Annotated in this window: 31 protein-coding genes; 21 read left to right on the plus strand and 10 right to left on the minus strand. The window is 65.5% G+C overall.

The genetic code is table 11. The features are described from left to right. The first annotated feature begins 137 nt into the window (after positions 1 to 137). Together K0P03_RS04665 and K0P03_RS04670 are read left to right on the plus strand one after the other, a co-directional pair. Positions 138 to 617, plus strand: a complete 480-nt coding sequence (locus tag K0P03_RS04665; protein WP_050743528.1) for a hypothetical protein — start codon at positions 138 to 140, stop codon at positions 615 to 617. A gap of 147 nt (positions 618 to 764) precedes the next feature. Beyond that, positions 765 to 2,834 (plus strand): caspase family protein, encoded by a 2,070-nt coding sequence (locus tag K0P03_RS04670; RefSeq protein WP_272789031.1) that lies wholly within the window; start codon positions 765 to 767, stop codon positions 2,832 to 2,834. A 202-nt stretch (positions 2,835 to 3,036) separates the two neighbouring features. On the opposite strand, the gene K0P03_RS04675 is transcribed toward K0P03_RS04670, so the two are convergent. The 5 genes from K0P03_RS04675 to K0P03_RS04695 all read right to left on the minus strand — a co-directional run bounded on the left by K0P03_RS04675 (position 3,037) and on the right by K0P03_RS04695 (position 7,606). Beyond that, complete coding sequence (locus tag K0P03_RS04675) at positions 3,037 to 5,130, minus strand: S9 family peptidase (protein WP_272789032.1); 2,094 nt, start codon at positions 5,128 to 5,130, stop codon at positions 3,037 to 3,039. Between the two features lie 68 nt (positions 5,131 to 5,198). Then, positions 5,199 to 5,633, minus strand: coding sequence for a DUF6691 family protein (locus K0P03_RS04680; RefSeq protein WP_130514770.1), 435 nt, complete (start codon positions 5,631 to 5,633; stop codon positions 5,199 to 5,201). Then, a complete protein-coding gene (locus tag K0P03_RS04685) occupies positions 5,630 to 6,040 on the minus strand; it encodes a YeeE/YedE family protein (RefSeq protein ID WP_272789033.1) in 411 nt (136 codons plus the stop codon). The genes K0P03_RS04680 and K0P03_RS04685 overlap by 4 nt, the downstream gene beginning before the upstream one ends. After that, positions 6,037 to 6,345 carry a sulfite-sensing transcriptional repressor BigR gene (gene bigR / locus K0P03_RS04690; protein WP_272790446.1) on the minus strand — a complete coding sequence of 103 codons (309 nt, stop codon included), beginning with the start codon at positions 6,343 to 6,345 and terminating at the stop codon, positions 6,037 to 6,039. The genes K0P03_RS04685 and bigR overlap by 4 nt, the downstream gene beginning before the upstream one ends. 133 nt (positions 6,346 to 6,478) lie before the next feature. Continuing rightward, complete coding sequence (locus K0P03_RS04695; protein ID WP_023516335.1) at positions 6,479 to 7,606, minus strand: AI-2E family transporter; 1,128 nt, start codon at positions 7,604 to 7,606, stop codon at positions 6,479 to 6,481. Between the two features lie 163 nt (positions 7,607 to 7,769). Between K0P03_RS04695 and K0P03_RS04700 the strand changes: the two genes are divergently transcribed. Beyond that, on the plus strand, positions 7,770 to 8,180 hold the full coding sequence (locus tag K0P03_RS04700; protein ID WP_443020530.1) for a DUF930 domain-containing protein: 411 nt from the start codon (positions 7,770 to 7,772) through the stop codon (positions 8,178 to 8,180). A 95-nt stretch (positions 8,181 to 8,275) separates the two neighbouring features. Here K0P03_RS04700 and K0P03_RS04705 read toward each other — a convergent pair whose 3' ends face one another. After that, entirely contained in the window at positions 8,276 to 9,136 is an 861-nt protein-coding gene (locus K0P03_RS04705; protein ID WP_272790448.1) for a VOC family protein, read from the minus strand. A gap of 304 nt (positions 9,137 to 9,440) precedes the next feature. On the opposite strand from K0P03_RS04705, the gene K0P03_RS04710 reads away from it, so the two are divergent. Both K0P03_RS04710 and trhA read left to right on the plus strand, forming a co-directional pair. Then, positions 9,441 to 9,764: a TraR/DksA family transcriptional regulator gene (locus K0P03_RS04710; RefSeq protein WP_050743533.1), complete on the plus strand. Its 324-nt coding sequence runs from the start codon at positions 9,441 to 9,443 to the stop codon at positions 9,762 to 9,764. A gap of 138 nt (positions 9,765 to 9,902) precedes the next feature. Beyond that, positions 9,903 to 10,559 carry a PAQR family membrane homeostasis protein TrhA gene (trhA, locus tag K0P03_RS04715; protein WP_088016481.1) on the plus strand — a complete coding sequence of 219 codons (657 nt, stop codon included), beginning with the start codon at positions 9,903 to 9,905 and terminating at the stop codon, positions 10,557 to 10,559. A gap of 15 nt (positions 10,560 to 10,574) precedes the next feature. Here the strand turns inward: trhA and K0P03_RS04720 are convergent, their stop codons facing one another. Then, positions 10,575 to 11,075 (minus strand): hypothetical protein, encoded by a 501-nt coding sequence (locus tag K0P03_RS04720; protein ID WP_272789034.1) that lies wholly within the window; start codon positions 11,073 to 11,075, stop codon positions 10,575 to 10,577. Positions 11,076 to 11,305: 230 nt separating this feature from the next. Here K0P03_RS04720 and K0P03_RS04725 point away from each other — a divergent pair, with 230 nt between their 5' ends. Continuing rightward, positions 11,306 to 11,809 (plus strand): GNAT family N-acetyltransferase, encoded by a 504-nt coding sequence (locus K0P03_RS04725; RefSeq protein WP_023512958.1) that lies wholly within the window; start codon positions 11,306 to 11,308, stop codon positions 11,807 to 11,809. A gap of 30 nt (positions 11,810 to 11,839) precedes the next feature. Here the strand turns inward: K0P03_RS04725 and msrB are convergent, their stop codons facing one another. Further along, the gene (gene msrB, locus K0P03_RS04730) at positions 11,840 to 12,247 is read right to left on the minus strand and encodes a peptide-methionine (R)-S-oxide reductase MsrB (RefSeq protein WP_023512957.1); all 408 of its coding nucleotides are present in this window, start codon (positions 12,245 to 12,247) and stop codon (positions 11,840 to 11,842) included. Positions 12,248 to 12,387: 140 nt separating this feature from the next. On the opposite strand from msrB, the gene K0P03_RS04735 reads away from it, so the two are divergent. From K0P03_RS04735 to K0P03_RS04790, 12 genes are all read left to right on the plus strand, one after another. Next, positions 12,388 to 12,621, plus strand: coding sequence for an AbrB/MazE/SpoVT family DNA-binding domain-containing protein (locus K0P03_RS04735; RefSeq protein WP_272789035.1), 234 nt, complete (start codon positions 12,388 to 12,390; stop codon positions 12,619 to 12,621). 2 nt (positions 12,622 to 12,623) lie between these two features. Then, positions 12,624 to 13,040, plus strand: a complete 417-nt coding sequence (locus K0P03_RS04740) for a type II toxin-antitoxin system VapC family toxin (RefSeq protein ID WP_023512955.1) — start codon at positions 12,624 to 12,626, stop codon at positions 13,038 to 13,040. A gap of 111 nt (positions 13,041 to 13,151) precedes the next feature. Further along, complete coding sequence (locus K0P03_RS04745; RefSeq protein WP_272789036.1) at positions 13,152 to 15,491, plus strand: putative monovalent cation/H+ antiporter subunit A; 2,340 nt, start codon at positions 13,152 to 13,154, stop codon at positions 15,489 to 15,491. After that, entirely contained in the window at positions 15,488 to 15,904 is a 417-nt protein-coding gene (locus K0P03_RS04750) for a Na(+)/H(+) antiporter subunit B (protein ID WP_023516525.1), read from the plus strand. The genes K0P03_RS04745 and K0P03_RS04750 overlap by 4 nt, the downstream gene beginning before the upstream one ends. Then, positions 15,904 to 16,281 (plus strand): Na+/H+ antiporter subunit C, encoded by a 378-nt coding sequence (locus tag K0P03_RS04755; RefSeq protein ID WP_050743537.1) that lies wholly within the window; start codon positions 15,904 to 15,906, stop codon positions 16,279 to 16,281. Before K0P03_RS04750 ends, K0P03_RS04755 begins: the two co-directional genes overlap by 1 nt. 17 nt (positions 16,282 to 16,298) lie before the next feature. Further along, entirely contained in the window at positions 16,299 to 17,840 is a 1,542-nt protein-coding gene (locus K0P03_RS04760) for a Na+/H+ antiporter subunit D (protein ID WP_023516527.1), read from the plus strand. 1 nt (position 17,841) lies between these two features. After that, on the plus strand, positions 17,842 to 18,315 hold the full coding sequence (locus K0P03_RS04765) for a Na+/H+ antiporter subunit E (protein WP_272789037.1): 474 nt from the start codon (positions 17,842 to 17,844) through the stop codon (positions 18,313 to 18,315). Then, positions 18,315 to 18,680 (plus strand): cation:proton antiporter, encoded by a 366-nt coding sequence (locus K0P03_RS04770; RefSeq protein ID WP_023516529.1) that lies wholly within the window; start codon positions 18,315 to 18,317, stop codon positions 18,678 to 18,680. Before K0P03_RS04765 ends, K0P03_RS04770 begins: the two co-directional genes overlap by 1 nt. Then, on the plus strand, positions 18,680 to 19,036 hold the full coding sequence (gene mnhG / locus K0P03_RS04775; RefSeq protein ID WP_023516530.1) for a monovalent cation/H(+) antiporter subunit G: 357 nt from the start codon (positions 18,680 to 18,682) through the stop codon (positions 19,034 to 19,036). Before K0P03_RS04770 ends, mnhG begins: the two co-directional genes overlap by 1 nt. 413 nt (positions 19,037 to 19,449) lie before the next feature. Continuing rightward, a complete protein-coding gene (locus K0P03_RS04780) occupies positions 19,450 to 19,884 on the plus strand; it encodes a MucR family transcriptional regulator (protein ID WP_024270260.1) in 435 nt (144 codons plus the stop codon). A gap of 234 nt (positions 19,885 to 20,118) precedes the next feature. Next, complete coding sequence (locus tag K0P03_RS04785; RefSeq protein ID WP_050743540.1) at positions 20,119 to 20,547, plus strand: helix-turn-helix domain-containing protein; 429 nt, start codon at positions 20,119 to 20,121, stop codon at positions 20,545 to 20,547. Beyond that, positions 20,540 to 21,334 carry a DUF6456 domain-containing protein gene (locus tag K0P03_RS04790; RefSeq protein WP_272789038.1) on the plus strand — a complete coding sequence of 265 codons (795 nt, stop codon included), beginning with the start codon at positions 20,540 to 20,542 and terminating at the stop codon, positions 21,332 to 21,334. Before K0P03_RS04785 ends, K0P03_RS04790 begins: the two co-directional genes overlap by 8 nt. A 133-nt stretch (positions 21,335 to 21,467) precedes the next feature. Here K0P03_RS04790 and K0P03_RS04795 read toward each other — a convergent pair whose 3' ends face one another. Then, on the minus strand, positions 21,468 to 21,887 hold the full coding sequence (locus tag K0P03_RS04795) for a SufE family protein (RefSeq protein WP_023516683.1): 420 nt from the start codon (positions 21,885 to 21,887) through the stop codon (positions 21,468 to 21,470). Between the two features lie 208 nt (positions 21,888 to 22,095). After that, a complete protein-coding gene (locus K0P03_RS04800; RefSeq protein ID WP_024270257.1) occupies positions 22,096 to 22,521 on the minus strand; it encodes a DUF5330 domain-containing protein in 426 nt (141 codons plus the stop codon). A gap of 512 nt (positions 22,522 to 23,033) precedes the next feature. On the opposite strand from K0P03_RS04800, the gene K0P03_RS04805 reads away from it, so the two are divergent. The 3 genes from K0P03_RS04805 (at position 23,034) to K0P03_RS04815 (ending at position 26,834) form a co-directional block, all read left to right on the plus strand. Continuing rightward, a complete protein-coding gene (locus K0P03_RS04805; protein ID WP_272789039.1) occupies positions 23,034 to 24,563 on the plus strand; it encodes a sensor histidine kinase in 1,530 nt (509 codons plus the stop codon). Next, a complete protein-coding gene (locus K0P03_RS04810) occupies positions 24,535 to 25,260 on the plus strand; it encodes a peptidoglycan-binding domain-containing protein (RefSeq protein WP_130514793.1) in 726 nt (241 codons plus the stop codon). Before K0P03_RS04805 ends, K0P03_RS04810 begins: the two co-directional genes overlap by 29 nt. Positions 25,261 to 25,382: 122 nt before the next feature. Next, entirely contained in the window at positions 25,383 to 26,834 is a 1,452-nt protein-coding gene (locus K0P03_RS04815; RefSeq protein WP_272789040.1) for a methyl-accepting chemotaxis protein, read from the plus strand. The last annotated feature ends 5 nt before the right edge of the window (positions 26,835 to 26,839 follow it).

Consider the following 26,839-nt stretch of genomic DNA (forward strand, 5'->3'; position numbering starts at 1 on the left):
GTCTCGTTTGCCTATAGGTAGCGATGCGCGGCCGGAATGAAAGGGCCGGAGCAAGGAGGCTCGCTTGCCGTCCCTCAGGCGCGGTGCTAGCGTTCGGTGACAAGCCATGCCGGTTCAACATGTCGGGGTCCTGCCAGATGCGTGCGCTCGCGGTCTTTTTGCTGTTCCCGTCCATCGCCTGCGCGCAAACCTGCGGCGCCTGGAGCGCCGCCGTCTCCGAGGAGGAGGAAGGGCCTGTCATGCTGGCCGCAGTCTGTGTCGGCGCCGGGACGACGGAAAGCAACCTCTTCCTGAAATGCGGCCCGGAAGGTCAGTTGAACCTGCGGTTCCTTCCCGCTGCGGCGCTGGATTTTCCGCCGGGCGACGGCGGGGACTTTTCCAGCCCGCTGCGTCTTTCCGTCGACGGCGAAGCATTCGACCGGCCGGCGCATTACGAGGCGATGGACGGCGCGATGGTCAGCGAGGTCCCGCTCGCGGGCCCGCTGGTCGATCGGCTGAAGGCGGGCAAGGCGCTCACCGTCGCCTATCCCGAAACGGCATTCAAGCCGCTCGCCCTTCCGCTGACGGGCTCGAAGGCGGCGATCGACAAGCTGGTGGCCGCCTGCACCGGCTCCTGACGCCGCGCCGTGCCGCCGTGTGGAATTTCATGACCTTCTGAATAAGCGGGCGGCGCCGTCCGTCCCCTTTTCAAGCATGCATTGGGTGAGCGAATGTCCGGTTGCCGGCGTGCCGGCGGACCGCGATCATGCCTCGGGGAGGGTATCGTGCAGCGGAATGTCCATCGGTGGGTCGCGGCGCTTGCCGCCTGTCTTGTTCTTCTCGTCGCGCCTGCGGCCTTTGCCGCCGAACGCTACGCGCTCCTCATCGGCAATGCCGAATACGAGGATGCCGAGCCGCTGGAAAATCCGCTGAACGACATCGACCTCGTTGGCGAGGCGCTGGAGCGGGTGGAGTTCGACGTGACGCGTGTCACCGATGCCGACCATCTCGGCATGCTTTCGGCGCTCAACAACTTCACGCGGCTGGCGGAGAAGGCTGAGGATCCGGTGCTCTTCGTCTATTTCTCCGGCTATGCGGTGCAGATCGACGGCGACAATTTCCTGCTGCCGGTCGATGCCTCCGGCCGCACCGTCACGGGCCTGCGCAACCGTTCGCTGCCCGTCTCGGAAATCACGAAGACGCTGCGCGGGCTCGGCAAGGGCCTGAAGGTCGTGCTGTTCGACGCCGCACACGAAAACCCGTTCCTGACGCTGCGCGACATCCCGGAAGGGCTCGCTGAGCCGAAGGACGCCGCGGGCGTGCACTATGCCTATGCCGCCGCGCCCGGCACCGCCTATGACTACGAGGGAACGCCGATCAGCGCCTTCGCTTCGGCCTTCGTCGATGCGATCAGCATTCCCGGCATCGTGCTGGAGGATGCCTTCCGCAAGACCGGCGAGATCGTCAAGGAGCGCAGCAAGGGCAAGCAGGAGACCTGGCAGAGCGATGCCGACTACGGAAAGTTCGCCCTGAGCCCGAAGGACGACAAGGTCGACGAGGCCGAGATCGCCTTCTACGAATTCGCCTCGCTCGCCGACAACCGCGAGGCCTATGACCGCTATCTCGGCCGCTATCCCGAGGGCATCTTCGCTTCTGTGGCCAAGCGCAAGATCGACCTTCTCGCCCGGCGTTTTTCCGGCGACCGCGAGGTGAGCGACGAGATGCCCTATCTCACGGTATCCAACGACCGGAGCGATCCCTGCGGGCGCATCACCTTCGGCGACTATGCGCAGGATCGTCGTCTTTCCGATGTCTACAAGGACGGCCAGCTGGTGCTGATCGACGTCCGCTTCTGGTATCCGCCGGAAGGCTGCGGTTATCTCTCCTACTTCACCACGGTCTATTCGCATGAGCGGCTGCGCAACGTCATCACCGCGGCCAGCATTCCCGAGCGGCGCATCTATGTCGCGAGCCGGGACGATCTCAGCCCCAGCGAGGAGCGCGCGATCTATGACTATTTCGACGAGGACCGCCGTGGTTACGCGCAGTCCCTGATGTTCCGCGCGATCAACGAGGAGCGCCGCCACAGCCTCGGCGTCGCCCTCAAGACGCCTGATGACAATGCCCGCGAGTATGTCGACGAGGTGGAATGCGGCGACGGGTGCCTGCGCGTGCGCGGCCTCGTGCGTTTCCGCGACAATAGCGTGCGCGCGCTGGAGGACTACGAGTTCGACTTCGTCGACGTGCGCCGCCTCGGGCTCTACGACAAGTACCGCGCCGCGCTGCGCGATTTCCCGGACGAGCAGCACGCGTCAAGCGACACGGCCGGCCACGACACGAAGACGGACGGCTATGCCGCGGAGGCCAGCCAAGAGACGAAGACGGATGCCTATGGCGAAACCGCTGCCGCCGGCCACGACGACGGCTACGGCAAGGACGCCGATCCCTACCGCGCCGCGCGCACGGTCGGCGGTTGGGAGATCGCCGCGGATTTCTCCGGCGACCGCCGCTTCCTGAACTGCCGCGCCACCCGCAGCGGCGAGGGCGGCCGCCACGCCGCCTTCCGCTGGTACGACGACGGCCATGTCACCTTCGGCTTCCAGGACACGGCCTACGACTACCGCGACGACTACACGAACGATGCGACATACTGGATCGACGACGGTGCAGGCTACGACGTCAAGGGCAAGGCCTATGGCGGCCAGGAGATCGCCTACGACCTCGGTCGCGACGGCGGGGTGATCGACGCGCTGAAGCGCGGCAACCACATCCGCATCGGCGACGTGCGCACGAGCCTGAAGGGATCGAGCGCCATGCTGAGCGATTTGCAGGCCTGCGTGGCGGCGTTCCGGTAGGGGCGAAGCTGCAACCGCCCCTCATCCGCCTGCCGGCACCTTCTCCCCGCAAGCGGGGAGAAGGGATTTGCTGCACTGGTTTCCCACCAGGAGGAGATGGTCGAATGCAGGAAAGCCTCACGGCTTGCTTCCTTCTCCCCGCCTGCGGGGAGAAGGTCGCGGCAGCGGGATGAGGGGCTAAACCTCCGCCTGCGGGTCGCCGTCACATCTTCCCCGCCACCTTGATCGCGAAGGCATATTCGAAGGCGATTTCCTCCAGGCGCTGGAAGCGGCCCGAGGCGCCGCCGTGGCCGGCGCCCATATTGGTCTTGAGGAGGATCGGTTCGTCGCCGGTGGTCCTTTCGCGCAGCCGGGCGACCCATTTGGTCGGCTCCCAATAGGTGACGCGCGGGTCGGTGAGGCCGGAGAGCGCGAGGATGGCGGGGTAGGCCTTGGCCTCGACGTTGTCGTAGGGCGAGTAGCTGGCCATCAACTGGTAGAAGTCCTTGCTCTCGATCGGGTTGCCCCATTCGGGCCATTCCGGCGGGGTGAGCGGCAAGGTGTCGTCCAGCATGGTGTTGAGCACATCGACGAAGGGCACGGCGGCGATGATGCCGCCGAACTTTTCCGGCGCCATGTTGGCGATCGCGCCCATCAGCATGCCGCCGGCCGAGCCGCCCTCGGCGACGATGTTCGCGTAGGACGTGAACTTCTCCTGATTCAGATAGTCGGCTGCGGCGACGAAGTCCTTGAAGGTGTTGGTCTTCTTGTCCATCTTGCCGTTTTCGTACCAAGCGAAACCCTTGTCCTTGCCGCCGCGGATATGGGCGATGGCGTAGACGAAGCCACGATCGACCAGCGACAGGCAATTGGTGTTGAAGGACGCCGGGATGGTGATGCCGTAGGCGCCGTAGCCGTAGAGCAGGCAGGGCGCAGAACCGTCGAGGGGCGTGTCCTTGCGGTAGAGCAGGGTGACCGGCACCGTCTCGCCATCCCAGGCGGGGGCGAAGACGCGGCGGGTGACATAGTCGTCGATCGTGTGGCCGGAGGGCACTTCCTGCGTCTTCAGAAGCGTGCGCTCGCGCGTCGCCATGTTGTAGTCGAAGAGCTGCGAGGGCGTCGTCATCGAGGAATAGGAGAAGCGGATGACGTCAGTGTCGTATTCCGCCGCGCCCGAAAGGCCGAGCGAATAGGCTTCTTCCGCGAAGGCGATGGCGTGTTCCTCGCCGCTTTCCCGGTCGCGCACGATGATGCGCGGCAGGCCTTCATGGCGCTCCAGCCAGACGAGGTGGCGGGCAAAGGCCATGTGGTTGAGGATCAGCGTGCCCGGGCGATGCGGCACGACCTCCGTCCAGTTCTCGCGGCCCGGCGCCGTCACCGGCGTTTGGCAGATCTTGAAGTCCTTGGCGCCGTCGGCATTGGTAAGGATGTAGAAGACGTCGCCGCCTTCCGTCATCGAATATTCAAGGCCCACTTGGCGCGGAGCGACGAGGACCGGGGTCGCAAGTAGGTCCTTGGTGGAGAGCAGGCGGTATTCGCTCGTCTCGTGGTCGTGGATGTCGATATAGATGAAGTCGTCGATCAGCGAGCCGCCGACCGACATGAAGAAGCCGGCATCCTTCTCCTCATAGACGAGGCGGTCGTTTTCCTGCCGCTCCCCGAGGATGTGGTGGAAGATTTTCGACGGACGGTGGTTCTCGTCGAGCGCGGTGTAGAAGAAGCTCTTCGCATCCGGCGCCCAGACGCCGTCGCCGCCGGTATTGACGAGGTCGTCGCCGCGGTCCTCGCCGGTCGCAAGGTCGCGCACCTTCAGCGTGAAGTATTCCGAGCCCTTGTCGTCATAGCCCCAGATGCCGAGCGAGTGGTCGGTGGAATGGCCGATGCCGGCAAGGCGGAAGTACTGCTTGCCTGCCGCCTCCTTGTCACCGTCGAGCAGGATGGTGCGTTCGCCGCCGTCGCGCGGTTCGCGGAAGTAACGCGGCTGCTCGCCGCCGGTGACATAGGCCGTGCCATAGGCGAAGGGACCGTCCTTGACGGGCACCGAGCTGTCGTCCTCCTTGATACGGCCGCGCATCTCGGCAAACAGGGTCTTCTGCAGCGCCTCGGTGTCGGCCATCGCAGCCGTCATATAGGCGTTCTCCGCCTCCAGATGCGTGCGGATCTCCGGCTGGAGAATCGAGGGATCCTTGAACATCGCCTGCCAGTTCTCGTCGCGGAACCAGGCGTAGTCGTCGGTGCGGGTGATGCCGTGGCGGGTATCGGCGACCGGCTTCTTGGCGGCGACGGGGGCGGCGGGCAGATTTTTGAAGACGGGCAAGATTTCACTCCGGCAAATCGGTAGGCGGGATCAGAGAGATAGAGAGCCCTGCGGCCTGCATCAAGCGTTCAGCCTACCCGACGGGCGAAAAGCCGGTCGTGCAACACCATGCCGGCCACCATGCAGGCAACGAAGAGGAGAGGTTCCGGCCGGCCGAGCGAAAGGGCGGCCAGCGCCGGGCCGGGGCAGAAGCCGCCGAGCCCCCAGCCGAGGCCGAACAGCGCCGAGCCGAGGATAAGCCTCCGGTCGACGGGGTGGGTATCGGGCAGGTGGAAGCCGTCCGAGAAGGCCGGGCGCGGCAGGCGGCGGATGAGGGCGAGGCCGAGCGCCATGACGGCGACGGCGCCGCCGAGCACGAAGGCAAGGCTCGGATCCCAGTCGCCAGCAAGGTCGAGGAAGCCTTGCACGCGCGCCGGGTCCAGCATGCCGGACAGGGCAAGGCCGAGGCCGAAGAGCGCGCCGCAGGCGAGCGCCGACAGGATTTGCGGGACGGGGCGGGTCACAGGCCGAAACTCCGCAGGAGCGCGACGGCGAAAACACCGGCAACGAGGAAGCTGGCGACGGCGGCGAAGGAGCGTGGCGAAAGCCGGGCAAGGCCGACGACGCCATGACCGCTGGTGCAGCCGGAGCCCATGCGCGTGCCGAAGCCGACAAGGAGGCCCGCGGCGGCGATGAGCGGCAACGGCATTGCGATGGTGACGGCCGGCCAGCCGCCGGCAAAGCCGCGATAGAGGATGGGGCCGAGGAGGAGGCCGGCGACGAAGGCGGCGTTGACCGCGACGTTGCTCCCCTGGGTGAGCCGGCCGAGGATGCCGCTGATGCCGGCGACCCGGCCGTTGAGGGCGAGCAGCAGCGCGGCGGCAAGGCCGATCATCATGCCGCCGAGAAGGGAGGGGAGGTAGTCGGTCATGGATTGTCCTCGTCCGTACAGAAGATCGTGTAGAGCGCGCCGACGAGCCTTGCGGCCTTTTCGGCGGTGAGGCGGTAGAAGATCTGCTTGCCTTCCCGGCGGGTCTCGACGATGCCGGCCTCACGCAGGACGTTGAGCTGTTGGGAGAGCGTCGGCTGGTGGATGCCGAGCCGGCGTTCGAGGTCGCCGACGGAGAATTCGCCCTCGACGAGGGTGCAGACCAGCATCAGCCGGGCCGGATGGGCGAGCGTCTTCAGGAGGCCGGCGACCTCGGCCGCCCGCGCCTCCATGGCCTGCGGCGGCATTGTCGCCTTGCCGCCGGGCGGTGTCGTCACGCTCAAGGGGCACGTCCTTCCAGCCGTTGCTTTCAACATTATACACTTTCATATAATGTATAATGTTTATTGGCAAGCGGGACTGTGACGGTGCGACGGTTTGTCAGCCGGGCAGGCTGCGCCGGGCCTTGCGCTTGGCGGGGCGCAGCTCGTCGGCGATGGTCATGCCGATGATGGACAGAGGCAGCGCCAGCATGGCGCCGGCCGCGCCCCACATCCAGGTCCAGAAGATGATGGCGGTGAAGATGATGAAAGCGTTGACCTCCAGCCGCTTGCCCATCACGGCCGGCATGATGAGGTTTTCCATGGCAAGGTGCACGACGAAGAAGGCGAGGGCCGGCAGGAGGCCCATCATCAGCGTCTCGTGGGTGAGCAGGCCGGCGGTGGCGAGCGCGATGGTCATCAGCGTCACGCCGAGGAAGGGCACGAAGGAGGAGAGGAAGGCGAAGAGCCCCCAGAGCACGGGCATGGCGAGCCCGCCGCCCCAGGTGATGAGCGCGGTGACGACGCCGAGCGCGCCGTAGACCAGCGCGGCGGTGGCGAAATAATAGCCGAGCGCGCTGTCGATGGCGTTCATTACGCGGATGGCGGCAAGCCGCTGGCCGCGGCGCGGGAAGGCCATGATCAGCATCTGGCGCAGTTTCAGCCGGGCCGAGAGGAAGAGCACCAGCGCGGCGAAGAAGATCATGCCCTGCAGGAGGGCGGGGGTGAGGCTGGCCGAGAGGATGCCGAGGATGCTGCCGGTGTTTTCCAGCACCTTTTCCATCGACATCTGGCCGCTCTCGAAGGTCTGCGGGCTGATGTTCAGCCAGCCGAGGCGGGAGAACAGCGGTGTGATGCGGTCATAGGCCCCGCGCACCAGATCGGGGGCGTTTGCGGCAAGCTGCGTGATCGGATCGGCAAGCATGCCGGCGATGAAGAAGACGCCCACTCCGAAGGCGCCGGCCAGCAGCAGCGCGGTCGGGAGCGGCGGAATGCCGAGATCGGTCAGCTTTTCCGCGGCCACGCCGAAGATCAGGCCGGTGACGACCGCCAGCGACAGCGGAATGAGGATCGGCGCCATGAGATAGACGACGGCCATGGCCATGATGACGAAGATGCCGATGGCGGCCCAGGCCGCGGCGATGTCCAGCCCGTAGCGGCGTGGCGCGTCCTGCGAAAGGTCCTTTTCCATGTCGAGGCTGCCCCGCAAGAGCCGCCGTTCCGCCGGTTTTCCCGAAATGTCGTGCATGGCATAGCCCTTCTTTGGCGCCAAAAACGCGCGAAGCGTGCGGAAGTTCCGCCGCTTGTGGCCTGAAACCTGCGGTGGGTTGCCAGCGCCGCGAAATCGACATATTGCCCGTTAACCCCGAATTAAGGTGTCGGTAATGACGCCACGAAGAGGAGGCCGACAGTTGAAACGGCAGGCAGGCGGGCTTTTTATCGCCCTTTGCACTCTGGCGCTCGCGCCGCTCTGTTCATCCCCCGCGCTGGCGATCGATGCCCGCGTGCGCAGCCAGCTTCAGAAGCTGACGCCGGAAGAGCGGCTGGAGCAGCGCTGCGACATCGAGGCGATGGACAAGATCAGCGGCGACAAGGGCGGCTTTCGCCCGGACAAGGTGATCGCCTATGCCTTCGGCGATCCCAAGCTCGACGGTACCACGATCAAGACGAAGGGCGCCGTCTTCCGCAGCGGTGGCGAATGGTATCGCCTGTCCTACAAATGCGAGGCGAGCGCCGACCGGCTGGAGGTCAATGCCTTCAAGTACCACATCGGCGACGTGGTGCCGCACGAGGACTGGGCCGCGCATTATCTCTACGATTGAGGCCGTGGGGCGTCTTATAGCGACGCCCGATACCACCCTCTGCCCAGCAGGGCAGAGGGTGGATGCTCCAACCCTCCACCTTGGCGCGCGTCGGCTCAGGCCGAGAGCTTGAGGCCAATGCCCCAGGGATCGACGAGCGAGACTGTGTCGCCCTCGCGCGTCGTCGCGATCGACAATTCATCCAGCTTTTTCAGTGCCGTTTCCAGCTTCGCCGGATCGTTGAAGCGGATCGTGTAGTCGGAAAGGCCCGTCATGCCCGTCTGGCGCTTCGGCTGGCCACGGGAGTTCCACACATTGGCGGCGACATGGTGGTGGTACTTGCCTGTCGCGAAGAAGCTGGCGCCGGGATAGCTCGCCATGATGTCGAGGCCGAGCACATCGCGGAAGAAGGCATCCGCCTCCGGGATGTCGGAGACCTGGAGATGGATGTGGCCGATCGCCGTGCCGTTTTCCTGGCCCGTCCAGCCGTCCTTCGGCGCTTCGTCATAAAGAGCCTGCAGGTCGAGCCGGTTCGTCGCCATCTTGACCTTGCCGTCGGGCACATAGGTCCATTCGGCGCGGTCGCGGTCGCGATAGATCTCGATGCCGTTGCCTTCCGGATCGTCGAGATAGATCGCCTCGCTGACGAGGTGGTCGGAAGCGCCGGTGAGCGGCACGTTGTTATGCGCGGCATGGGCGAGCCAGCGGCCGAGTTCCCGGCGGTTGGGCACGAGGAAGGCGGTGTGGAAGAGGCCCGGCGCATTGCGCGGCGCGCGCGCGGCATTGCTGCCCGTCGTCAGCGTCAGGAGCGGCCGGCCCGCAACGCCGAGCGTTTCGCCAGAAGCCGATGTGTCCAGCACCGAAAGCCCCATCACCTTCTGGTAGAAGGCCGAGAGCATCGGCAGGTCGATCACCGTCAGGTGCGAATGATCGACGAAGGCAGGCATGTCGATGGCGTGGCTGTTCATATCGTTCATCGGGGCGGTCTCCGCGCGACTGGGGCCGGCCCTGGTGGCGGCGATGCCCGCGGCGGCGGCGCCGAGGAATGTCCGTCTGTCGAGGTCCGTCATGGTTTTATCCCTGTTTCGGTTTCCCTTGGAAACCGTTCTGTCGTGGGGGAATATGGCGGAGCGGCGGCGTTCACGAAAGGTGGTGTTTCGGCGATTTACTGTCAATGCAGCGTTGACGGTGCCGGTTCGGGAACTTGATTCCGATCAATGTCGTTTCTCAGGCGCGATGCCATTTTCAGTGCATGATCGCAGATGAAAGGAGATCGGTACCGTGACGGACCTGGCGCAGTACAAGGACATTCTGGAGGCCCGCAAGCGCGAGCTCTACAGCCGCCTGAACAGGATCGAGAAGGATCTCGACACGCTGAAGAGCGGCGACAGCGCCGACCGCGCCATCGAGCGGGAGAACGACGAGGTGCTGGAGGAATTCGGCACGACCGGTCTCAAGGAACTGGGCGCCATCGACGCCGCGCTCGACCGCATCGCCGCCGGCACCTTCGGACGGTGTGCCAAGTGCGGCGCGCCGATCTCCGCGGCCCGCCTCGCCGCCGTGCCCCATGCCGCGCTCTGCGAGGAGTGCATCGCGCAGCAATAGCGCTTGCCGCGGGAGGGGTCTCGGGTTTGGGTCGAGCATTCGTCTCACGCGGCAAACTTTTGTGATCCGGCCACACTCTTGCCCCTGGCTTCCAAACGCGCCACCTATGTCTTCACAGACAAGGCAGGATCGGCCGTGATGGAGATCAAGGGCGTCAAATGGAACTATGATCGGGGCGAGGTGATCGCCGACGGCATCGTGCATGGTGTCGGCGTCGTGCTCGCGCTGATCGGCGTGACGGCGCTGATCTTCTATGCCACCGTCTGGGCGACGAGCGGGCAACTGGCGGCCGCCTGGGTTTACGGCGTCGGGCTCGTCGCTGCGCTCGCCACCTCCTTCGCCTACAATCTCTGGCCGGTCTCGACGGTCAAATGGCACCTGCGCCGCTTCGACCATGCCGCGATCTTCGTGCTGATCGCCGCCACCTATACGCCCTTCCTGCAGCGCGGCATCGACGAGCCGCTGCTCGCCGGCATGCTCGTCGGCATCTGGCTGATGGCGGCGGCGGGCGTGGCGCTGAAATTCCTCCTGCCCGGCCGCTACGACCGGCTGGCGATCCTCATCTATCTCGCCATGGGCTGGAGCGGTGTGCTTGCCGCCGGGCCGCTGACGACACACCTCTCCACCGCCACGCTGACGCTCATCGTTGCCGGCGGCGTGCTCTATTCGGTGGGTGTCATCTTCCATGTCTGGGAGAAGCTGCGCTTCCAGAACGCCATCTGGCACGGCTTCGTCGTCGCCGCGGCCGCCGTGCATTATTCGGCAGTGCTGACCAGCGTCGTTTCGGGTGTCTGACGGCGTGTTTCGCCGCTATTGCGCCGGCGGGGCGGTGCCCTGTGCGCTCGTGCAGCCCTCGGCCGGCCGCAGCGATTTCACCAGCTTGCCGATGAGGGGCGACATCTCCGCCTTCATCGATTGCGGATATTCCAGCACGAAGGAGGCGGCCACCTCGTCGCAAAGTGCGATGATGCGGTGATAGAGGATGGAATCGACAAGCGTGCCGGAAAGGCTTGCCCAGCCGGCCGCCTGCCGTTCGTAGCTGAGATCCAAGCCCTCCCGCAGATAGGCCATGCGCCGGCTGGCGACCTCGTCCGCGAACGACCCGATCACCAGATGGTTCGCCCAGACGGAGAGCTTGGCCTCGCCATTGGCATAGGTCCGCCCGTCGCCATTGTCGGCCTCCTGCACGAGCGTGAAGCCGGGCGGGACGTCCACCGCAAAACCGAAGCGGGCGTTGGCATAGGGCTCCCAGCCCTGGGCGAAGGCGGCGGCGGGGAGGGTGAAGAAAAGAAGGAAGAGAAAACGTTGCACGATGGGCTACTCGTTGATGGCGTCCCCTGGGGAACGGACAAAGGCGGGCGTTTCTTCACCCTTCAAGCGCTGCTGAAATCCGCGAAGCGATTCCGTTTCAAGGAATTGTGCAGCGCTTTTAAACTGTTACAGCATCCTTCGCGCGTCAAGTTTGCGGCGCCGCGCCACAAAGCAGGCTGGACAGCTTTCCCGCTCCTCCTGTATGGCAGGAGGCAAAACCGGGGGGAACCATGGACATCACGATACGCGACGCCGTGGAGGCGGATCTTCCCGGCATCATGGACATCTACAACGATGCCGTCGCCAACACGACGGCGATCTGGAACGAGGCCACCGTTGACCTCGAAAACCGCAAGGCCTGGTTCTCCGCCCGCCGCGAGCGCGGGTTCCCGGTGCTCGTCGCCATGCGGGGCAAGCAGGTGATCGGTTACGCCTCCTATGGCGACTGGCGGGCCTTCGACGGTTATCGCCACACGGTCGAGCATTCCGTCTATGTGCGCGGCGATTCCCGCGGCACCGGCACGGGCAAGCGCCTGCTCAAGGCGCTGATCGACCGGGCGAGTTTCAACGGCATCCATGTGATGATCGCCGGCATCGAGGCGGAGAATGCCGCCTCGATCAAGCTGCACGAAAAGCTCGGCTTCCGCGTGGTCGGCCGGTTCAGCGAGGTCGGCATCAAGTTCGGCCGCTGGCTGGACCTGACCTGCATGGAACTCAAGGTTCCCAAGCGGTAGGCCCGGCCCGCGGCCGCCTTTCCATACGCCTCAGTCCGGATCGAAGCTGAGGGCCACGCCGTTCATGCAGAAGCGCAGGCCCGTCGGCGGCGGACCGTCCGGGAAGACGTGGCCGAGATGCGCGTCGCAGTCCGAACACCGGATTTCCGTGCGCGTCATGCCGTAGGAATAGTCGGAATGGTCCGCCACGGCGCCGGGCTCGATCGGCTGGTAGAAGCTCGGCCAGCCGGTGCCGGAATTGAACTTCGCCTCCGAGCGGTAGAGTGGCCTGTCGCAGCAGATGCAGTGATAGGTGCCTTTCTTGGAAAGGTCGAAGTCGGGGCTGGAAAAGGCACGCTCCGTGCCGTGTTCGCGCGTGATGCGGAACTGTTCCGGTGTGAGGATCTCCCGCCACTCGTCCTTCGTCTTGTTGACCTTCAGTGTCTTCGTGTCGCTCATCGCGTCCTCCTGTCGGAACCATAGATAGGGTGCCGGGGGCGGCAAGACAATCTTTGGCGGTATCCTGATGGAGAGCTGGCAAACACATCGTTTGCGGCGTAAAGTAATACGCACTTTCACGACGGTATTACCGAGGGTTCATGAGCACGACGGTGACGAGCAAGGGGCAGGTGACGATCCCGAAGGCCGTGCGGGACTTCCTTGGCATCGGCCCCGGTAGCCGGGTCGAGTTCCGCCGGGTCGGGGATGGCAGCATCGTCGTCGTGCCCCTGGACGATGCCCGGCCGAAAAGCCGATTTGCGCACTTGCGCGGCCAGGCCGGTCAGGGAATGACGACGGACGAGATCATGGCACTGACGCGCGGCGACGATTGAGCATGTTCCTGGTCGACACGAATGTCCTGCTCGACCTCGTGACGGAAGATCCGGTCTGGGCTGCGTGGTCGCAGGCCGAGCTTGAGGCCGCCGCATTGCTTGGTCCCCTCGCGATCAACGATGTCGTCTATGCCGAGCTTTCCGTGCGCTACCGGGATATTGCCGATCTCGATGCGATGGTCGCGCTGGCGGAGCTGGAGCCCTTGCCCATGCCGCGGCAGGCCCTTTTCCTTGCGGGAAAGGCCTTCCAGGCCTATCGCCGGACCGGCGGCAACCGCGTGAGCGTGCTGCCGGATTTCTTCATCGGCGCCCATGCCGCGGTTGCCGGCCTGACCTTGATCACACGGGACGCCGGGCGATACCGGACTTACTTCCCGAGCCTTGCCTTGCATACGCCTGATCCGCCTGAAGGTGGGTAAAACGTCGCAGGTTTGCCGTTCAAGGGTGGTGATTTTCGTCATACCGACGTAGAACCGGCGATCTGAAAAAACACGGCAAGACGGGTGGAGCCCGCGGATGAGGGAGACGGAATGATTCCAGACACGATGGGCTTGACCTTCCTCGCCTTCTGTCTGCCGTTTCTCGGCGCGCTCATCGCGCCGGCGCTCACGCGGCTTCTCGGACACCATGCCGCCTGGCCCCTGGCGCTGGTGCCGGCCGCCGTCTTCCTCCATTTTCTCGGCTTCAACGCGGAAGTGTCGCGCGGCGAGATCGTCACGGGCGGCTATGCCTGGGTGCCGTCCTACAATGTCAGCTTCTCCTGGCTGATCGACGGCCTGTCGCTCGCCTTCCTGCTGCTGATTTCCGGCATCGGCACGCTGATCGTGCTCTATGCGGGCGGTTACCTGAAGGGACATCCGCATCAGGGGCGATTCTTCTCCTTCATCCTGATGTTCATGGGTGCGATGCTCGGCCTCGTCGCCTCCGACAGTTTCCTGATGCTCTTCGTCTTCTGGGAGCTGACCTCGATCACCTCCTTCCTCCTGATCGGCTTCGACCATGCGCGGGAAGCCTCGCGCCGCGCCGCGCTGCAGGCGCTGGTCGTCACCGGCGGGGGCGGGCTTTTCCTTCTGGCGGGACTGCTGCTCCTGTGGAACGTCACGGACGTCACGCAGCTGTCGCTGCTGATGTCCTTTGGCGCGGAGGTGCGGACGAGCCCGTTCTACCTGCCGCTGCTTTTCCTCATTCTCGGCGGCGCCTTCACCAAGTCGGCGCAGTTCCCGTTCCATTTCTGGCTGCCGAACGCCATGGAAGCGCCGACGCCCGTCTCGGCCTATCTGCATTCCGCGACCATGGTGAAGGCCGGCGTCTATCTCCTGATGCGGCTCAATCCCGTGATGGGCGACACGGTCGCCTGGGAGACGATCCTGCCGGCCTTCGGCGGGCTGACGCTGCTCGTCGGCGCGGTGCTCGCCATCCGCCAGACGGATCTCAAGCTGATGCTGGCCTATACGACGGTCGCCTCGCTTGGCCTTCTCGTGATGCTGACCGGCTTCGGCTCGGACCATGCGGTGGCCGCCGCTGCGCTTTATCTCGTCGCCCATTCGCTCTTCAAGGGCGCGCTCTTCATGGTCGCCGGGCTCATCGACCACGAGACGGGCACGCGCGACATCACGAAACTGGGCGGGCTCAAGCGGGCGATGCCCGTCACCTTCCTCGCCGCGCTGCTTGCCGCGCTCTCCATGGCCGGCCTGCCGCCCTTTTTCGGCTTCCTTGCCAAGGAAGAGATCTATGTGGCGCTCGCCGGCGGCAACCTGCGCCAGATCGCCTTCACCGCCGCGGCCATCATCGGCAACGGCCTGATGTTCGCCGTCGCCTTCGCCGTGGCGCTGAAGCCGTTCCTCGGCGCGCCGGTCGAGACGCCGAAACATGCGCATGAAGGACCGGCCCTCCTTTGGATCGGTCCCATGCTGCTCGCCGTCATGGGGCTGGTCGTCGGCGTCTTCTCCGCGATCACCCATGCCGTGCTGACCTCGCCGCTTGCCTCCGCCATTGCCGGAAAGCAGGAGACGGTCACCATCTCGGCCGTGCCGCATCTCAGCCTCGCACTGGCGCTGTCCGCCGTCACCGTTGCCTTCGGCATTGCCGTCTTCCTCTTCCTCGACAAGGCGCGCGCGATGGCGAACCGGCTGGTCGAGGACATCGGCTGGGGACCGGACCGCGGCTTCGACCAGGCGATGACCGGCCTCGTGCGCGCCGCCACGACGGTCACCCGGCTCGTCCAGCCCGGCCGCATGGAAATCTACATGACGGCGACCTTCGCCGTGATTGCGCTCGCGCTGCTCGTGCCGCCGGCGGTCTATGGCGAATGGCCGCGCCTGCCGGTCTGGCCGGCCGACATGCCGTTCCACGAGCTGGCGGTCATGGTGCTCGCCGTCGTCGGCCTCTGCGCCGTCTTGACGGCGAGCAATCGCCTGACGGCCATCGTCGCGCTCGGCATCCAGGGCTTTTGCGTCGCCATGCTCTTCCTGCTCTTCGGCGCGCCGGATCTCGCCTTCGTGCAGTTCATGATCGAGACGCTGTCGGTCGTCATTCTCGCCCTTGTCATGACACGATTGAAGCTGACACCGCGTGACCACCGGCCGCTGAGGGAGAAGATCCCGGATGCCGTGATCGCCATCGCCTGCGGGCTCGGCTTCTCGCTCTATCTCCTGAAGGTCACGCAGGGCCGCTTCGACACGGCGCTCACCGATTTCTTCAACCTCTATTCCAAGACGATCGCCCACGGTGCCAATGTGGTGAATGTCATCATCGTCGATTTCCGCGGCACGGACACGCTGGGCGAGATCGCCGTCGTTATGGTGACGGGCCTGGCGATCCTGTCGATCATCCGCATCCGCAAGGGTGGCAAGGCGGGAGGCAAGGCATGAACACGCTCATCTTCCGCACCGTCGCGCCGTTCCTCACCGCGCTGATGGTGCTGTTCTCGATCTTCGTCTTGCTGCGCGGCCACAACGAACCCGGCGGCGGCTTCACGGGCGGGCTGATCGCGGTCTCCGCGCTTGCGATCTTCGGCATCGCCAACGGCATTGCCGCCGTGCGCAAGGCCCTGTGGTTCCACCCGATGGCGATCTCGGCCTTCGGCCTCTTCATCGCGGCGGTCGCCGGCCTTATGTCGATCTTCTTTGCCGTCCCCTTCATGACCGGGCTCTGGGTCTATCCCGTCATCCTCGGCGTCGAGATCCCGCTCTCCAGCGTTATGCTGTTCGATACCGGCGTCTATCTCGTGGTGGTGGGGGCAATCACCTCCATCGCGCTGGCGCTCGAGACGGAGGACGTGTGATGGAAGTGCCCTTCGTCCTCCTCATCGGCCTGTTCTTCGCCGCCGCCGTCTATCTGATGCTGTCGAAGTTCCTGGTGCGCGTGCTGCTCGGCGTCGTGTTGCTCGGCAATGCGGTGAACCTGCTGCTCTTCACCAATGGCCGCATTCTGCGCGAGGTGCCGCCGATTATCCCCGCCGGCCACGACGTGCCGCAGACGCTCACCGCCAATCCGCTGCCGCAGGCCCTCATCCTGACGGCGATCGTCATTTCCTTTTCCTTCTTCGCCTTCCTGCTGGTGCTCGTCTACCGCGCCTACCAGGACCTCGGTACCGACAACGGTAACGAGATGCGCCTGGCGGAGCCGGAGAACGATCCCCTCCCGCCGACCGGCTACTGACAGGAACCGCCCCGCCAATGGCCGCTACGCCTACCGATCTCTCCGCAGCCCTCGTCATGACCCCGGTCGCAACCCTCGACTGGCTGGTCGTCCTGCCGCCCGTCTGGTGCATTCTGGCCGGCGCGGTGCTGCTGATGGCCCGCAAGTCGCTACACCTGCAGGGCTTCCTTGCCGTTCCCGCACTGGCCGTGCTGGTGCTGCTCGATGCGCTGCTGCTCGGCCATGTCCTGGCGAACGGCCCCGTGACGATGGTGATGGGCCGCTGGCTGCCGCCGTTCGGCATCGCGTTCACGGCGGACCTGACAGGCGTGCTCTTTGCCCTCGTGGGCGCCGTCGTGGCGCTTGCGGGCGCCGTGCACGCACTCGGCGATATCGACGGCAGCGGCCTGCGCTACGGCTTCTATCCCTTCCTGCTCCTGCTGATGGCCGGCGTTTCCGGCGCGTTTCTGACCGGCGACATCTTCAACCTCTATGTCTGGTTCGAGGTGCTGCTGATCTCGTCCTTCGGTCTCCTCACGCTCGGCTCGGAGCCACGGCAGATCGACGGCGCGATCAAATACGCCTTCCTGAACCTCATCGCGACGACGCTGTTCCTCGTCACCACGGGCTATCTCTATGGTATCTTCGGCACGCTCAACATGGCCGACATTGCCACGAAGGCGGCGGCGGGCCGCGCCGAGCTGCCGCTGATGACGCTCGCCATGCTCTATCTCACGGCCTTCGGCATGAAGGCCGCGGCCTTTCCGGTGAATTTCTGGCTGCCGGCCTCCTACCACACGCCGCGCGTCGTGGTGTCGGCGCTGTTCGCCGGCCTGCTCACCAAGGTCGGCATCTATGCGCTGCTGCGCACGCTGATCATGCTCTTTCCCGTCGAGCGGGAGGAACTGAGCTTCGTCATCGCGCTGGCGGGCGCCGCCACCATGATCCTCGGGGCGCTCGGCGCGCTCGGGCAGAGCGACATCCGCCGGCTGCTTGGCTATCTCGTCATCTCGGGCATCGGCGTCATGCTGGCCGGTCTGTCGCTCGGCAGCCCCGGCGGCACGGGTGGGGCGATCTTCTATGCGCTGCACTCCATGGTCGTGATGACGGCGCTCTACATGGCTGCGGGCCTTGCCGGGCGGCTTGCCGGCTCGTTCGATCTCGCCCGTCTCGGCGGGCTCTACACGCGCTCGGCGCTGTTTGCCGCCCTGTCGCTGGTGCTGTTCTTCGCGGTGTCCGGCCTGCCGCCGTTCTCCGGCTTCTGGCCGAAGGTCATGGTGGCGAAGGCGGCGATGGATATCGGTGCCTGGTGGCTGGCGGCGGTGGTCTTCCTCACCGGTTTCCTGACGACCATCGCAGTCGGCCGCGTCTTCCTTCTGGCCTACTGGCGGCCGGCGGGCGGCGCGCTGGCGGATGAGGCCATTCCGGCAAGCGCGCTGCTGCCGCTTGCCGCGCTCACCGCGCTGACGGTGGTCTTCGGCCTCTTTCCCGAGGCGCTGCTCTCCACCATCCAGCTGGCCGCGCAGGGGCTGGCCGATCCGCGGGCCTATATCGGCTCGGTCTTTCCGGGGGGGAACTGACATGCGGCCCGCCTTCACCATCGCCCTCCTGGCACTGTTATGGCTCGCCGTCTCCGGCAGCTTCACCTTTCCCAATCTCCTGCTCGGCCTTGTCGCCGGTGCGCTGTCGCTTGCGCTGATCCGCGACCACATCCAGCCGGACGGACGGCGCATCCGGCCGCTCAAGCTGCTGTCGCTCGTCCTCCTGTTCATCAAGGAGCTGGCGCTCTCCGCCTGGAAGGTGGCGGTGCTGGTGGCGAGCCCGAAAATGGCGTTGAAACCTGGCATCTTCGCCTTTCCGCTGACAGTCGACCGGGATTTCGAGATCACGCTGCTTGCCAACCTCATCACGCTGACGCCGGGCACGCTTTCCGTCGATGTTTCCGCCGACCGCAAGGTGCTCTATGTGCACGCGCTCGACTGCTCCGATCCCGTCGGCACCCGGCGGGACATCGCCGATGGTTTTGAGAAGAAGATCCTGGAGGCCTTCCGCTGATGGGCGCCGAAACCGTCATCTCCGCCGCTGCGACCATCGCGCTCTTCCTGATGTGCGCGGCCTTCTTCCTGACGGCCTACCGGGTCGTCAAGGGACCGACATTGCCGGACCGCATCGTCGCGCTCGACATGCTGGTGGCCATCGCCATCGGCTTCATCGCCGTCCTCGCCATCAAGACCGGCTTCAACCTCTATATCGACATCGCCATCGCGCTTGGCCTCGTCGGGTTCCTCGCCACCGTGGCCTTCGCGCGCTTCGTGCTGCGCCAGGGCATGGAGGCGGACGAACCGGCGGCGGGCGGCGAGAGCCCCGCCCGCAAGGGCGTGCGGCAGGGCAAGGCAACCAGGGCAAGGAGGCGGCGCTGATGCTGGATCTCGTTCTTTCCATCGTCGTCGCCGTCATGCTGGTCGCCGGCGGCATCTTCACCTTCCTGGCGGCCCTCGGCATCGTGCGCCTGCCGGATGTCTATACCCGCATGCACGCCGCCTCGAAGGCGGGAACGGTCGGCTCCGGCCTGATGCTCTTTGCCGCCGGCATCCATTCCCTCGACGCGGCGATCTTCACGCGCGCGCTCGCCGGCTTCATCTTCTTCGTGCTGACCGCGCCGATCGCCGCCCACCTCATCGCCAGGGCGGCGCACGAGGCGGGATATCGCTTCTCGCGCCATGCGGTGCTCGACGAGATGCGCGACGCGCGCGAACGCGGCAACAAGAAGCGTTGATAAAGGGTTGAGAAGCAAACCCCGAGAAATTGTACTATCCACCAATTTTTAGTGGTTTCTATTTCACCTCAAAGATTCCAATGTTATTTCTCTAAAATAATACTGGACAACGAATTGCGGAATGATATTCCAAGTGAAGTAAAGCATTCGGGTTGATTTAGCTTGCGTGCGGTTTTCCTGTTTAAGTTGAGTTCGGACCGTATTTATGCCCGCGGGGTATATGTCTCGGAAAGAGCCGGCATGTGACGCGGCGACCGCTGTAGTGGAAGTTATATCGACAGAAATGTCTGCATTTCCGCCGGCGAGCATTATTCTGCCACAGGATCGCCCGACAAAGACGCTTTACGCCGAATTCATTGTTCAGGCCGGTGGATAGGGCCATCGACCTTCGTGTTGTCCGACAGGAGAAAGAAATGACCGAAACAACCCTTGGCGCCGGCTCCAATCTGCTTGTGGAACTGACTGCCGATATCGTCGCTGCCTATGTCGGCAACCATGTCGTTCCGGTTGCAGAACTGCCGGGTCTGATCGCCGACGTGCATGCCGCACTCAACAACACGACGCAGCCCGCTGCCGCCGTGGAAGTGCCCGTCGTCGCCGAAAAGCCGAAGCCGCCGGTTCCGGTGAAGAAGTCCGTGCAGAACGATTACATCATCTGCCTGGAGGACGGCCAGAAGTTCAAGTCGCTGAAGCGCCACCTGATGACCCATTACGGCATGACCCCGGAAGAGTACCGCGAGAAGTGGGACCTGCCGGCAGATTACCCGATGGTCGCGCCCGCCTATGCCGAGGCCCGTTCGCGCCTCGCCAAGGAAATGGGCCTCGGCCAGCGCCGCAAGGGCAAGTAAGTCTCGCATCTATCTATGCGAATCGAAAGCCGGTCCCGAAAGGGGCCGGCTTTCTGCGTTTATGGCCCGTCTGGGCGCGCATCGGATCGAATGAAAAGGAAAAAATGCCTATATGGGGATATGAGGCACAGGTTATTAAAGAAATTCAATGGATGGTTGGGCGATTATGCTTCATTCGTCCTCGGTCATCCTCTAGGGTGTATGAATAAATTCCTATAAACGGAGTGGCCAGTCATGCACCAGTTCATCGTTCCCCACCGGCGGGCATCCCTCAAGACCGCATCCGGTCCTGCGCCGGAGATCAAATGCGTCGTGCCCGACGCGCCAGCACCGGTCGTGCCGGCCGGCATTGCCTGCCGCATCGTGCGCCAGCTCGTCCTGGAAATGATGGCCATGGCGGGCGACCGGGCGCTCTGGCGGCGGGACAGCCGGCGCTCCGCCTGCCATGTGCGCCAGATCGCCATGTATGTCTGCCACGTCGTGCTGCGGCTGCCCCAGGCCGATATCGGCGCCGCCTTCGGGCGCGACCGGACGACGGTCGGCCATGCCTGCAATGTGGTGGAAGACCGCCGCGACAATGCCGCCTTCGATGCCTTCGTCTCGGCGGTCGAGCGCGTCGTGCAGTCGGTCTTCGGCCCGGCGGGGATCGGCAGCCATGGGTGAGGGGGCGGTGGTGGACGATGCCGCGCTTGCAAGGCTCCTGCGCTTTCTGCTGGTGGCCGGTGGGGCAAAGGTGACAGAGGACGAAGCGCTTGCCGCCGACGGGCGCCGGCAGCCGCTTGCGCCGGCGCTTCTGGCCGAGGCGGTGCGCCGCGGGCTGGTGCGGCGTGAGGGCGACCGTGCCTTTGCGGCGGGGGAGGCGCGCGCCTATCTCAGGCGCCGGCTCTGCACGGCCGGAACACCCTTTGCCGAACAGCACCGCGACATGACCGAGGTGACGGTGCTGCGTGACGGGATGCGGGAGCGGGCGCGCGCCAACCAGCTGGAATCGCCGCTTGCGAGCCTGACACGGCTGAAGGAGAAGACGGGCGAGGCCTTCCTGCCGGAGACGGCCTTTGCCGCCGGGGAAAGGCTGCATGCGGATTTCACCCGCGGCGGCCTGCAGCCGCGGTTGACCATGGCGTGGGAGCCGCGCATCGCGGGCCGCCAGAAAGGCGAGGCGGGCACGGCGCGCGAGCTCACCGATACCGCGCTTGCCGCGCGCCTGCGGGTCGCGCGCGCCATTGCGGCGATCGGCCCGGAGCTGTCCGGCGTCGCGCTCGATGTCTGTTGCTTCATGAAGGGACTGGAGACCGTGGAGCGCGAGCGGCAATGGCCCGCCCGCTCCGCCAAACTCATGCTGCGCGCCGCCCTGATGGCGCTCGCCCGCCACTATGCCCCGCCGGTCCCGGCCGGGCGGCGGTCGCATGCCTGGGGTGCGCAAGGCTATCGGCCGGAACTGCCGGGATGAGGGGCCGCCCGCCGCGGCGTGTTGGCGGGCCGCGCGGTGCCTAGAGCATTTCCAGCCGAAGCGAAATCGCTTCGGCGTCGGATAATGCGGTAAAAACAAGAATCCAGAGCATTTCCGGTGAGCCGGAAATGCTCTAGGCCGCCACCCGTACGGCGGCTTCTTCCCGTATGCGCCGCACCATCGAGCGCAGGCCGTTGGCGCGCTGGGAGGAGAGGTGCTCGACGAGGCCGATGGCGTTGAAGGTGTCGATCGCATCGAGCGCGGCGATCTCGGAGGCGCGCTTGCCGGAATAGATGGCGAGCACGATGGCGACGAGGCCGCGCACGATGTGGGCGTCCGAATCGCCTTCGAAGGTCATCATAGGATCGGCGCCCGCATCTGCCTTGCTGACGAGCCAGACCTGGCTGGCGCAGCCCTGCACCTTGTTGGCGGCGGTGCGCTGTTCCTCCGGCAGGTCCGGCAGCGCCTTGCCCAGCTCGATCACATAGCGGTAGCGGTCCTCCCACTCCTCGAGGAAGGCGAAGTCGTCGATGATCTCTTGCAGCGTGGCCATGGTTCTTCCGTATGCGGGGACTGCCTTCATATAGGCGAGCCGGCCCGGAATTTGAACCGGAAAGCGTGCGGACAAAAAGAAACGCCGTAGGGAACGGGTCCATACGGCGGTTGCAGGGCAACGAGTGAGGCAGGCAGAAAAACGGTCACGCGAGGTCCGGGCGGGAAAAGGCGGCCTGTTCCGGACATGCGGGAAATGGGTGGCGGTATCAGCCCTTGTGGTCGGGGCGGCGGGTCGGGATGGCAACGGTGCCGGTGATGACCTCGTCGTCGGCATCGATCGTGGCAACGGCCGGAAGCGGCTGGTCGAGCGCTTCTTCGGCGGCCGGATCGGCCTTGGCGACGGCGGTGCCTTCTTCGGCGAACTGGGTGTCGAGGAACTGATAGGCGATGCGGGCGCCTTCACGGGCCCGGTGGCCGAGGGCGACGAAGGTCTCGGCGCCCTTTTCGCAGACGTCCGGCTTTTCGAGGCACATCGCCGTTACATAATGCAGCGCTTCGCTGGCGGCGGTGAACGTGTCGCCGATCTCGACCGTCGGGCCCTTTTCCAGCTTGGCGGAGGATTCCGCGTCCAGGAAGGGGAGCAGGACGAGAACCATTGAGAACCAGAACGTTCCCTTGATCAGAAACCACATCGCTTGCCATCCTCGTTATCGCCTCGGCTCTTTGCGGCCTTCGGCTTGTTTGGTCCTTGGCGAACCGTTGATGCGAGAATAGGGGCGGGAAGGAAATTCCCCTTTGAAAGAATCATTCGGGTTTTGCCCAGTTTTGATTAAAATGCGATCTATCTCGCCTTTCCCGGCACTTTAAACGCATTTGAGGCAGATTTTAGCGATCGCCGTTAAGGATCGTGGCGGGCAGCGCGGCAGCAAGGCGCCGGAATGCCGGGAGGGGCCTTTCCCGCCCTTTGCCCCAGAAGTTAATATGAACAGAAAAATGCCGCAAAATGAGGCGCTTACGCCCCGTTAACCACGCCGGACGAATGGCCGTTGGATTGCCCCGAAATGGGACTTTTGGGCCTTTTTGCCCTGCTTTCCGGCCCCGTCGTTTATTCTTTCCTTAAGTCGCCGATGCGATTTTGGGCTCACCAAAAGAACATAAACGGCAGGGTTTTGCGTTGCGCCAATTGACCACCATCGCTGACAGAATGGCAGCCCGCCTGGGCGCCGTTGCTGGCGTTGCTGGCGCACCTGCTGCCGGTCAGCGTCCGTCCGCGTCGCTGCGCGCCACCACGCTGGCACTGCTGGCGGCCGTTCCCGGCCTGCCGCTTGTCCTCTCCGCCGTCATGCCCGCCTCCGCCGCGCTGCCCGCCGGTGTGGCGCTGGCCGGTGCCGGTGCGCTGCTGGCGGCCGCGGCCGCCTCGACCTTCAAGGAAAAGCCGGCACTGCAGAAAACCTTCGCCGAGGAGCTGGCCGCCGCCGCGCCGCCGGCCGCCTCTCCTTATGATCTCTTCGCCGGCCTCGTGACGCTGCACGATGCGCGTGGCTTCGTCACGGCGGTGCACGGCCGCGACCGCGCCGACATGCTCGCCTGGATGCGCGACCCTGCCGGCCGCGGCTATCTCGACCAGATCCATGTCTCCGACCGGATCGGCTTCCTCGCGGCGATCGACCGCCTGCGCCAGGGCGGCACGCGCGAAACGGTGGACGTACGCATCGACCGCGCGCGCATCGAGGCCGATGCCGAGCAGTTCACCCATATGCGTGTGGAAATGACGGCGCTTGCCGGCGCGGACGGCGCGCTTGCTGCCGTCGTCGCCCAGTCGCGCGACATTTCCGACGAGGCGAAGCTGCGCGGCGAGAGCGCCCGCAAGGCCGCCGAGGCCGAATCGGCCAACGATGCCAAGACGCGGTTCCTTGCGGCCGTCAGCCACGAGCTGCGTACGCCGCTGAACGCCATCCTCGGCTTTTCCGACATCCTCGCCGGCGAATATTTCGGCAAGCTGCAGAACGACCGGCAGCGCGAATACGTCACGCTGATCCATCAGTCGGGCTCGCATCTCCTGTCGGTCGTCAACACGATGCTCGACGTCTCGAAGATCGAGGCGGGCCGCTACGAGCTCCTGACCGAGCCCTTCCTCGTCGCCGACAGCGTCCGGGCCTGCGAGCAGATGCTCGGCCTCCAGGCGCGCGAGAAGGGCATCAAGCTGACGAGCCGGGTGCCGCGCGCCATCGGCGAGGCCATCGCCGACCAGCGGGCGATCCAGCAGGTGCTCATCAACCTCGTCGGCAATGCGATCAAGTTCACCGACCGCGGCGGCATCGTCACCATCGATGCAGCACGCGAGGGCAGGGACCTCGTCCTGACCGTCAGCGATACCGGCATTGGCATCCCCGCCGACAAGCTGGCGCTGATCGGCCAGCCCTTCATGCAGGTGCAGAACGAATATACCCGCAAATACGAAGGCACCGGCCTCGGCCTGTCGCTGGTCAAGGGTCTCGTGGCGCTGCATGGCGGCAGCTTCGTCATCCAGAGCCGGCCGGGCGAGGGCACGGTCATCACCGTACGCGTGCCGGCGGACGGCTCGGGCGTCGCGCCGGATGGCGAGCCGCGCACCGGAACTGCATCCACCGTCGAATTTCCGCCGCGCCTTGCGGCTGTAATCGAGACGGTTTACGAGCCGTCGCGAGATGGCAAGGACACGAACGATGAACGCGCACGTCAGAAGACAGCCTGAGCGGCGGCCCCAGGGCCAGGCCCGCAAGGGCCGGTCCGGCACACGCGTGGAGCCGCGCCGGCCGAATATCGTCATCACCGGGCTCGTGGCGCTCGGCGGCCTTGCCGCGCGCCATCCGACCGTGGTGGGCGGAACCTGCGCCTTCCTCGTTGTTTTCTCCTTCGTCGCCGCCAATGCGCTGTGGTACCAGCCGGGCGGGCATCCGGCGCCGTTCCTGAAGATGCGCTCTGCCGACAATTCCCTCGGTTTCACGGCCACCCAGCCCGAACCGCACGACGTGACGACCTTCGTCATCGAGCGCGCTGAGGAGGGCGAACCCTTGCCCGAGGTCACCGACGTGACGCCGGCCGAGCGGCCCTTCGACGAGGTGGCCAAGGTCATAGAGAGCAAACCCGCCAGGACGCAGACGCAGGCGGAAGTCGAGGAGGACCCGGTCGCGGCGGCCATCATGCGGGCCGAGGCAGAAGCCGATCCAGCCGTGACCTCCGCCGTCGCACGGCCTGTGCCGAGCGATCTGGTGATGAAGATCCAGAAGGGCCTCAGCAACATCGCCTATACGGATATCGCCGTGGACGGGCTGATCGGCGAGAAGACCCGCACCGCGATCCGCCACTTCGAAAAGCACTACCGCCTGCCGGTCACCGGCGAACCGAACGAGCAGGTTCTGGCCAAGCTGAAGGACATCGGTGCGCTCTGAGCCGCGTCGTGCATGCGACCAAAGTCGTACGCCTTGACTGATACATCTACCGGTTGTTTTTAAAGGATGCGTTAACCATGTCTGCCCGATGATCCCTCGATCACCGGGAGGATTGTCGAACCATGTCCAACGCTGCCTTGCGTGAGACTGCGCATATCTGGGAAGAGGACGAGAAGCCGGCGCCAGCCGATGGGGCTGCGCTGCGGCGGGTCGTCGGGTCGCTGGCCGCCGAAGCCTCGGACCTCGGCCTGCATCTCGTCGATATTGCCGGCTCCATCCAGGACACCGCCGCCCAGTCGCGCGAGCACGCGGCACTCTTCACCCGGCTGACCCAGTCGGCGACGGCGATCGCCAGCGCCAATGGCGACATTGCCCGCTCGCTCGGCGAGACGGACCAGCTGGCCGCGAGCGCCCGCCGTGTGCTGGGCGAGCAGGCGGTGCAGCTCGACGGCTCGATCGCCGCCATCGACCACATGGTGACGGCCTCCAACGAGATCGGCACGGAAATCTCGGCCTTTTCCGGCGCGCTTGCCGATGTCGGCCGGCTGGCCGACGCCATCGGCACCATCGCCCGGCAGACGAACCTCCTGGCGCTGAACGCGGCCATCGAGGCGGCGCGTGCGGGTGAGGCGGGCAAGGGTTTTGCGGTCGTGGCGGCGGAGGTGCGGGCGCTGTCGCTCGAGACCTCCAGCACGACCGCCTCCATCCAGAAGACGCTGCAGGAACTGCGCGCCCGCATCGACCGGCTGGAGGTAGCGGGCGAGGGCGCGCGTGTTTCCGCCGAGGGCGTCAAGGTGACGGCGTCCGAGGTCCAGGGTTCCTTTGCCGGCGTCGAACAGGTCATGTCGAAGATCCTCGACAGCGCCTCGGCGCTTGCCGCGACGACGGGTGCGGTTGACCGGGAATGCAGCGATTTCGCCCGCTCGATCGGTGCGGCCTCGGCCGAGATCATCCGCTCCAACGGGACGCTGCAGGGCGCGTCCGGCAAGGTCGGCGAGGTGGTGGCGATTTCCGAGCGCATCATCCAGGCGACGGCGAGCGCGGGGATCGAGACGCCGGACAGCCCCTACATCCGCCTCGTGCAGCAACTGGCCGACAAGGTCTCGGCGCGCTTTTCGGCCGCCATCCGCAGCGGCGAGATGGGCATGGAGGCCCTGTTCGACCGGCAGTACCGGCCGATCCCTGGCACCGACCCGGTGCAGATGACGACGCGCTTCACCGATTTCACCGACCGCGTTCTGCCCGATATCCAGGAGCCGGCGGTGGCCGCGGACGGCCGCATCGCCTTCTGCGCGGCGATCGACGACCAGGGATACCTGCCGACGCACAACCGAAAATTCTCCGAAGCGCAACGGCCGGGCGATCCGGCCTGGAACACCGCCAACTGCCGCAATCGCCGGATCTTCAACGACCGGGTGGGGCTCGCCGCCGGGCGCAGCACCGAACCCTTCCTCGTGCAGACCTATCGCCGCGACATGGGTGGCGGCCAGTTCGTGCTGATGAAGGACATCTCCGCCCCCATAACCGTCAACGGCCGCCACTGGGGCGGGCTGCGGCTGGCAATCCGCGTGTGAGGCGG

Source organism: Shinella sp. HY16 (assembly GCF_028534175.1).
Classification (GTDB): domain Bacteria; phylum Pseudomonadota; class Alphaproteobacteria; order Rhizobiales; family Rhizobiaceae; genus Shinella.

Coding starts and splice junctions, on each gene's coding strand:
- K0P03_RS04665 (WP_050743528.1), top strand. CDS start 138: ATGCGTGCGCTCGCGGTCTTTTTGCTGTTCCCGTCCATCGCCTGCGCG.
- K0P03_RS04685 (WP_272789033.1), bottom strand. CDS start 6,040: ATGACCGACTACCTCCCCTCCCTTCTCGGCGGCATGATGATCGGCCTT.
- bigR (WP_272790446.1), bottom strand. CDS start 6,345: ATGCCGCCGCAGGCCATGGAGGCGCGGGCGGCCGAGGTCGCCGGCCTC.
- K0P03_RS04695 (WP_023516335.1), bottom strand. CDS start 7,606: ATGCACGACATTTCGGGAAAACCGGCGGAACGGCGGCTCTTGCGGGGC.
- K0P03_RS04705 (WP_272790448.1), bottom strand. CDS start 9,136: ATGAACGATATGAACAGCCACGCCATCGACATGCCTGCCTTCGTCGAT.
- trhA (WP_088016481.1), top strand. CDS start 9,903: ATGGAGATCAAGGGCGTCAAATGGAACTATGATCGGGGCGAGGTGATC.
- K0P03_RS04725 (WP_023512958.1), top strand. CDS start 11,306: ATGGACATCACGATACGCGACGCCGTGGAGGCGGATCTTCCCGGCATC.
- msrB (WP_023512957.1), bottom strand. CDS start 12,247: ATGAGCGACACGAAGACACTGAAGGTCAACAAGACGAAGGACGAGTGG.
- K0P03_RS04735 (WP_272789035.1), top strand. CDS start 12,388: ATGAGCACGACGGTGACGAGCAAGGGGCAGGTGACGATCCCGAAGGCC.
- K0P03_RS04740 (WP_023512955.1), top strand. CDS start 12,624: ATGTTCCTGGTCGACACGAATGTCCTGCTCGACCTCGTGACGGAAGAT.
- K0P03_RS04745 (WP_272789036.1), top strand. CDS start 13,152: ATGATTCCAGACACGATGGGCTTGACCTTCCTCGCCTTCTGTCTGCCG.
- K0P03_RS04750 (WP_023516525.1), top strand. CDS start 15,488: ATGAACACGCTCATCTTCCGCACCGTCGCGCCGTTCCTCACCGCGCTG.
- K0P03_RS04755 (WP_050743537.1), top strand. CDS start 15,904: ATGGAAGTGCCCTTCGTCCTCCTCATCGGCCTGTTCTTCGCCGCCGCC.
- K0P03_RS04760 (WP_023516527.1), top strand. CDS start 16,299: ATGGCCGCTACGCCTACCGATCTCTCCGCAGCCCTCGTCATGACCCCG.
- K0P03_RS04765 (WP_272789037.1), top strand. CDS start 17,842: ATGCGGCCCGCCTTCACCATCGCCCTCCTGGCACTGTTATGGCTCGCC.
- K0P03_RS04770 (WP_023516529.1), top strand. CDS start 18,315: ATGGGCGCCGAAACCGTCATCTCCGCCGCTGCGACCATCGCGCTCTTC.
- mnhG (WP_023516530.1), top strand. CDS start 18,680: ATGCTGGATCTCGTTCTTTCCATCGTCGTCGCCGTCATGCTGGTCGCC.
- K0P03_RS04780 (WP_024270260.1), top strand. CDS start 19,450: ATGACCGAAACAACCCTTGGCGCCGGCTCCAATCTGCTTGTGGAACTG.
- K0P03_RS04785 (WP_050743540.1), top strand. CDS start 20,119: ATGCACCAGTTCATCGTTCCCCACCGGCGGGCATCCCTCAAGACCGCA.
- K0P03_RS04790 (WP_272789038.1), top strand. CDS start 20,540: ATGGGTGAGGGGGCGGTGGTGGACGATGCCGCGCTTGCAAGGCTCCTG.
- K0P03_RS04795 (WP_023516683.1), bottom strand. CDS start 21,887: ATGGCCACGCTGCAAGAGATCATCGACGACTTCGCCTTCCTCGAGGAG.
- K0P03_RS04800 (WP_024270257.1), bottom strand. CDS start 22,521: ATGTGGTTTCTGATCAAGGGAACGTTCTGGTTCTCAATGGTTCTCGTC.
- K0P03_RS04805 (WP_272789039.1), top strand. CDS start 23,034: ATGGCAGCCCGCCTGGGCGCCGTTGCTGGCGTTGCTGGCGCACCTGCT.
- K0P03_RS04810 (WP_130514793.1), top strand. CDS start 24,535: ATGAACGCGCACGTCAGAAGACAGCCTGAGCGGCGGCCCCAGGGCCAG.
- K0P03_RS04815 (WP_272789040.1), top strand. CDS start 25,383: ATGTCCAACGCTGCCTTGCGTGAGACTGCGCATATCTGGGAAGAGGAC.